The following is a 4,807-nucleotide window of genomic DNA, read 5'->3' on the forward strand; positions in this document are numbered from 1 at the left end:
CCACCTCCGCCCGCGTTCCCAACAGGGCCAGCCCTTCCAGCACCCCAAAAGCGGCATTGGAGGTGCGCTCCGCCAGGAGCTTTCCTTCCGGCAAAATGATGCGCACCCGCAGGCGGCAGCCCTCTGGGATCCCGGGCAAAAGATTGATCTCAAACAAACGGCGGGCATAGGCATAAATGGCCGGGCTACCATCGGCTTGCCGCCCCAGCCCTTCCCCGGCTTCCAAGATCAAGGGGGGATCCTCGGGATCCCTATCCTCTAGCCTGGCCCAAGCCCAGACCGGCGTGTCGCGGGTGAGATCCAGGTGGGGGCCGGGATCCGAGCGGGTAATGGCCAGAGCTGTTGCCTTCTCCAAGACAGCTACCTGCTCCACCGGGATGTGGATCCGAGCCTCAAGGGACCGGGGCTCAGCCTGCACCGCAATCGCCAAGCGCCCCCCTTCCTTCTCCAAAGGGATCCCCAGAAGGTGGTGAAGAGCAGCTCTGGCCGAAGCAACGGCGAAAACCGGCAAGGTATAGCCCCGCGGTCGGGATCCCTGAACAGCATCCTGCATCTGCAGAGATTTTTGCTTGGGAAATGGGTAACCGGAAAACCAAAATCTCCGGAAAATGCACACCTCAATTGTGGCTTGTGAGAGAACCCAGGAGTTTCGGGGAACACCTCCCGGAAGCAATCGTTAAATGATCTGGGGGAAGAAGAGGGGATCCGAAATTTGCCTTTTTCAATGAAGGTAGTCGAAAACTGGGGCAGCTATGAGCGAAGCAGTGCAGCACTACCTTGAGCGTCTGGAGTCGCAAATACAGGAGCTAAAAGCTGCCATCGAGCGGATGCCCGAGCAGGTGGTGGCTGTTCTCCTGGCTACCCAGGAAGCCAAAAAAAACACCCCCACCCCATCTCGTTACAGCGTTCTAATCTCAGACCTGGTGGAAGATGGCAGCCACAACTTCCTGCTGGATGATGAACCTACTGTGGTGAGCAACCGCAGCATGGGGCATGAGCTGGCCCCCGAAGCCCAAATACAGCGCCTGAGTGCCCAGTTAACCGCTGCCTACAACCGCATTGCCGCTCTGGAAGAGCAGCTCTTGGCCCAGCGCTTGCAACACTAAACCAAACCGACAGTCGTCCGGACCGGTCTGGAAAGGCTTCAACGGGGGGCAGCAGAGGGCTTGCCTTTGCGTTGCACATCCTGCATCTGGAAGCCGTGCTTGCGCAGCTCTTGATCCAGCACCAGCTCGTTTTCCACGTGATCCACAAACAACACGCCGTTGAGGTGGTCGATTTCGTGCTGGATCACCCGCGCCAGCAAATCGTCCGCTCGAAGGGTGCGGGGCCGCCCCGTTTCATCCTTAAACGAAACCACAATCCCTTCTGGGCGCACGACCTCGCAAAACACCCCCGGAATGCTTAGACAACCCTCCTGCCCGGCAACGGCCTCGCCAATGTACTCCCGGATCTCCGGGTTGATCAGCACCAGCGGTGGCACCTCCGGCTTATCGGGATAAAGATCCACCACAATCATGCGCTTGGGAATGCCAACCTGCGGAGCCGCCAGACCAATCCCATCAAAGCTGTACATGGTCTGCAGCATGTCCCGGGCAAGCTGGCGGATCTCGTCGTTGACCTGGCTGATGCGCTTGGCCGGCTGCCGCAGCACCTTGTCCCCCATGCGATAAATGCGCAGGGGCGGATGCTTCAGCTTCACTTTGGGAACGGCAACAGAAAGGGTAGCCACCATCTGGCAGATCTCACAGAATAACAGCAGGTATCAGGCCTGGATCCCTATTCTACATTCAGTCCCAGTTGCGCCGAAACCACTGTTGCCTAACTCTCTTCTCCTTTTTGATTTTGAAGAGGGGGTAGGGACCTGTTTGGGATGATCATGGCTCAGGGTTGCCGTCGCCAGCCTCTGGAAGTCGTTGGGCCTGTTGGTCAATTCCCTGCTTAAAGCCCAAGGCCACCAAAATATTGGAGAGGGTGAGAAAAGCCTCTGCCCCTCCATGCAAGGGATCCACATTGGCCAGGGAAGTGCCGTAGTGCATCTGAGCGTACAGCCCTGCCGGGATGCTGACGGCCACAAAAAGCAACAACAGCCAAAATCCAACCAAAGCCAAACGTGGGATCCGGCGCAGCCGCGACAGAAAGAATAAAAAGACCAAGTAAGGGAACAGAGAGAGGGCAAATAAACTGTTCATCGCCTAGTCGGGATCCCCCTTCTGTGCAGGCTCATCCACCCTTTCAGCCCGCCAAATGCGGTAAGCAGCCCAAGCCAAGGTGCAGTTGCCCAGCAAGGTGAAGCTGGCCTGTGCAGTGACCACCCAGTCCAACTTGGGGTCGTTGTCAAACCAGTGCCAGGTGATCGCGCACATTGCCCCCGACAAAGCGGGCAGCATCGCCCAGCTCAAACTTCGCCATTCGGGCTGGCCCACCCGCTCCCCAAATTGCCACACGAGCACAATAGCAGCGATCCACTCCAAGACGCTGGCAATGTGAATCCACCAGGTGGGAAGCGAAAGGGCGTGCATCAGGCGCTGAGGGAATGACGCAGCAGTTGGCGGTAAGTGGCCTCCTGCAACAGCATTTGCTTGTGCAGTTTGACCAAAATGTCTTTGGCCTGCTCGGGGCTCATGCGAGAAACCAAGGTCTCGAAAGCCCGCTGGCGAAATTGCTGCTCCAAAGAGAGCTCTAGCGTTTCATCCATCATTATCACCTCAGGGTACTCAGGTCGAGGGATCTGCAGAGAGTTCCAACAGCGCAGATCCGGCCAGGTGGCGCAAACAGGATAATACATATCTTAACAAACCGCAACAACGTGACAAGATGCCGGATCTCGGTGGTGTCTGAGGGTCTGAAGAGGTTTGGCCGAGGCGAGAGCAGAGGCATTCAACCCAATGGCAGAAAAAGTACAGGCCCGTCAAGTTGGACAAAGGTGCATTTTGGATGGGGAAGTGGGAAGATTCTCCGGCAGGGATCCCTTTACATCCCGTCATGTTCGGCGATTCGGCAGGGCTCCATGATAGAAGTGAAGTACTCTGGAGCTTTGTTGCCACCCTTGCTGATTGGTGACTTACTTTGCTTGAATTGCCATGACCATTTTTGTGGGGAACCTAAACTATAAAGCCTCAACAGAAGAACTGAAAGCTTTCTTCCAGCAGAGGTGGAACGTTAAGTCGGTTACAATCCCGATAGACCGAGAAACCGGGCAGACACGAGGCTTCGCGTTTGTGGATCTGGCAACCGAAGCTGAGGAGGATGAAGCCATCGAGAGCGCGAACGGGCAGGAATTCATGGGCCGGCCTCTGCGTTTGGATCGAGCCAGGCCCCGCCGCCAAGCCTAAGCAAAGATTGTTCAACCCTGGGTTTGCCATTCTGGGCAACCAAAGGACTCCGTCCCGCTAACGCGAACGGCAAGGTTTATCCCAACAGATGGGAGAGCTGCAAAGTCTCCAAGAGCGCCCAAGATGGTAAGGTTGCTACATCTTTCCGACATTCATCTGGGCAGTGGTCTTGCCTACGGCCACATTAACCCAGCTACCGGCCTGAATACCCGTTTGGAAGATTTTGTAGCTTCTTTGCGCTTGTGCATTGACCATGCTCTCAACCAAGCGGTGGATCTGGTGTTGTTTGGGGGCGATGCTTTCCCCGATGCGACGCCACCCCCTCTCCATCAAGAGCTTTTTGCCCAACAGTTTCGCCGCCTGGCCGATGCAGGGATCCCAACCGTCCTGTTGGTGGGCAACCACGATCAGTACGGGCAGGGACAGGGAGGCAACAGCCTGGCTATCTACCGCGCTTTGGGGGTCTCAGGCTTTATTGTGGGGGACAGACTGGAAACTCATCGGATCGAAACTCGCGGTGGCCCGGTGCAGGTGACCACTTTACCTTGGCTGAGTTGCTCTGCTCTACTCGCCCAACAGGAAAGCTTGGCGCTTGAAGGGGAAATCCTCGCGCATCAGCTCCTGCAGCGCCTCCGCCTAGCCCTAGAAGGGGAGATCCGCACCCTGCAGCCAGGGATCCCGGCGATTTTGTTGGCTCACGTCATGGTGGAGACAGCCCGCTACGGAGCAGAACGCCATCTTTCGGTGGGCAGAGGATTTACGGTGCCCCTTTCGCTGCTGGCTCGGCCTGCCTATCAATATGTTGCCTTGGGGCATGTCCACCGTCACCAGGTGCTGTGTCGGGATCCCTTGATGCTCTATCCCGGCAGCATTGAGCGGGTGGATTTTGGCGAAGAAAAGGAGGAAAAAGGCTGTGTGCTGGTGGAAGTCACCCCTACGGGGGCCAGCTATGAATTTTTGCCCCTGCCAACCCGTACCTTTCACACCATTCGCCTGGATCTGAGCGCAGATCCACCCCAGCAGGCGCAGTCCAAGCTGCTGGCCGCCATCGCCAAGGCCCCCGTGGCCGGCTCCATCCTGCGGTTGATCTACCGCATACGGCCCGACCAGCTAGAGTGCATTGATGAGCGGGCTCTGCACAACGCTCTTGCCCCTGCTTTTAGCTACACCATCGCCCCAGAAGTGGTCAGCCCCAGCCGCATCCGTCTGCCGGGATGGGATCCCAGCCGACTTGAGCCCCTGACGGCTCTGGAGCAGTATTTGGCCAACCGCAGCGATCTGGCCCCCTTGCACAACGATTTGCTGGCCGCGGCCCGTCAGTTGTTGGAGGAATATGCGGATCCCTTGCAGGACTGGGATCCCAACTGGGAGGAGCCGGGAGCTTCAAGCCCTGCCTCAGCAGAAGAGGAGCAGTTGCCTTTGTTTTGATTGGTTTTGAGATGCTGATACATTCACGCTGAACTCTCCTGAAC

8 protein-coding genes are annotated in these 4,807 nt (G+C 57.3%); 3 read left to right on the top strand and 5 right to left on the bottom strand.

The genetic code is table 11. The features are described from left to right. Nucleotides 1–553 (bottom strand): cobalt-precorrin-5B (C(1))-methyltransferase (locus NW856_RS03465; RefSeq protein WP_414399096.1); only part of this gene is annotated, 553 nt, incomplete at its 3' end. 199 nt (nt 554–752) lie between these two features. On the opposite strand from NW856_RS03465, the gene NW856_RS03470 reads away from it, so the two are divergent. Further along, nucleotides 753–1,106, top strand: coding sequence for a hypothetical protein (locus NW856_RS03470; RefSeq protein ID WP_011434310.1), 354 nt, complete (start codon nt 753–755; stop codon nt 1,104–1,106). A gap of 38 nt (nt 1,107–1,144) precedes the next feature. Here NW856_RS03470 and def read toward each other — a convergent pair whose 3' ends face one another. From def to NW856_RS03490, 4 genes are all read right to left on the bottom strand, one after another. Beyond that, a complete protein-coding gene (def, locus tag NW856_RS03475) occupies nt 1,145–1,735 on the bottom strand; it encodes a peptide deformylase (RefSeq protein ID WP_414399098.1) in 591 nt (196 codons plus the stop codon). Between the two features lie 142 nt (nt 1,736–1,877). After that, complete coding sequence (locus NW856_RS03480) at nt 1,878–2,192, bottom strand: DUF3593 domain-containing protein (RefSeq protein ID WP_011434312.1); 315 nt, start codon at nt 2,190–2,192, stop codon at nt 1,878–1,880. A 3-nt stretch (nt 2,193–2,195) separates the two neighbouring features. Next, entirely contained in the window at nt 2,196–2,522 is a 327-nt protein-coding gene (locus NW856_RS03485; protein ID WP_414341678.1) for a DUF2499 domain-containing protein, read from the bottom strand. Beyond that, the gene (locus NW856_RS03490) at nt 2,522–2,788 is read right to left on the bottom strand and encodes an NblA/ycf18 family protein (protein ID WP_414399100.1); all 267 of its coding nucleotides are present in this window, start codon (nt 2,786–2,788) and stop codon (nt 2,522–2,524) included. Before NW856_RS03490 ends, NW856_RS03485 begins: the two co-directional genes overlap by 1 nt. A 295-nt stretch (nt 2,789–3,083) precedes the next feature. Here NW856_RS03490 and NW856_RS03495 point away from each other — a divergent pair, with 295 nt between their 5' ends. Both NW856_RS03495 and NW856_RS03500 read left to right on the top strand, forming a co-directional pair. Further along, nucleotides 3,084–3,335: an RNA recognition motif domain-containing protein gene (locus NW856_RS03495; RefSeq protein WP_011434316.1), complete on the top strand. Its 252-nt coding sequence runs from the start codon at nt 3,084–3,086 to the stop codon at nt 3,333–3,335. Between the two features lie 123 nt (nt 3,336–3,458). Then, nucleotides 3,459–4,763, top strand: coding sequence for a metallophosphoesterase family protein (locus NW856_RS03500; RefSeq protein WP_414399101.1), 1,305 nt, complete (start codon nt 3,459–3,461; stop codon nt 4,761–4,763). The last annotated feature ends 44 nt before the right edge of the window (nt 4,764–4,807 follow it).

This window comes from Synechococcus sp. R3-13 (assembly GCF_047462195.1).
GTDB lineage: Bacteria > Cyanobacteriota > Cyanobacteriia > Thermostichales > Thermostichaceae > Thermostichus.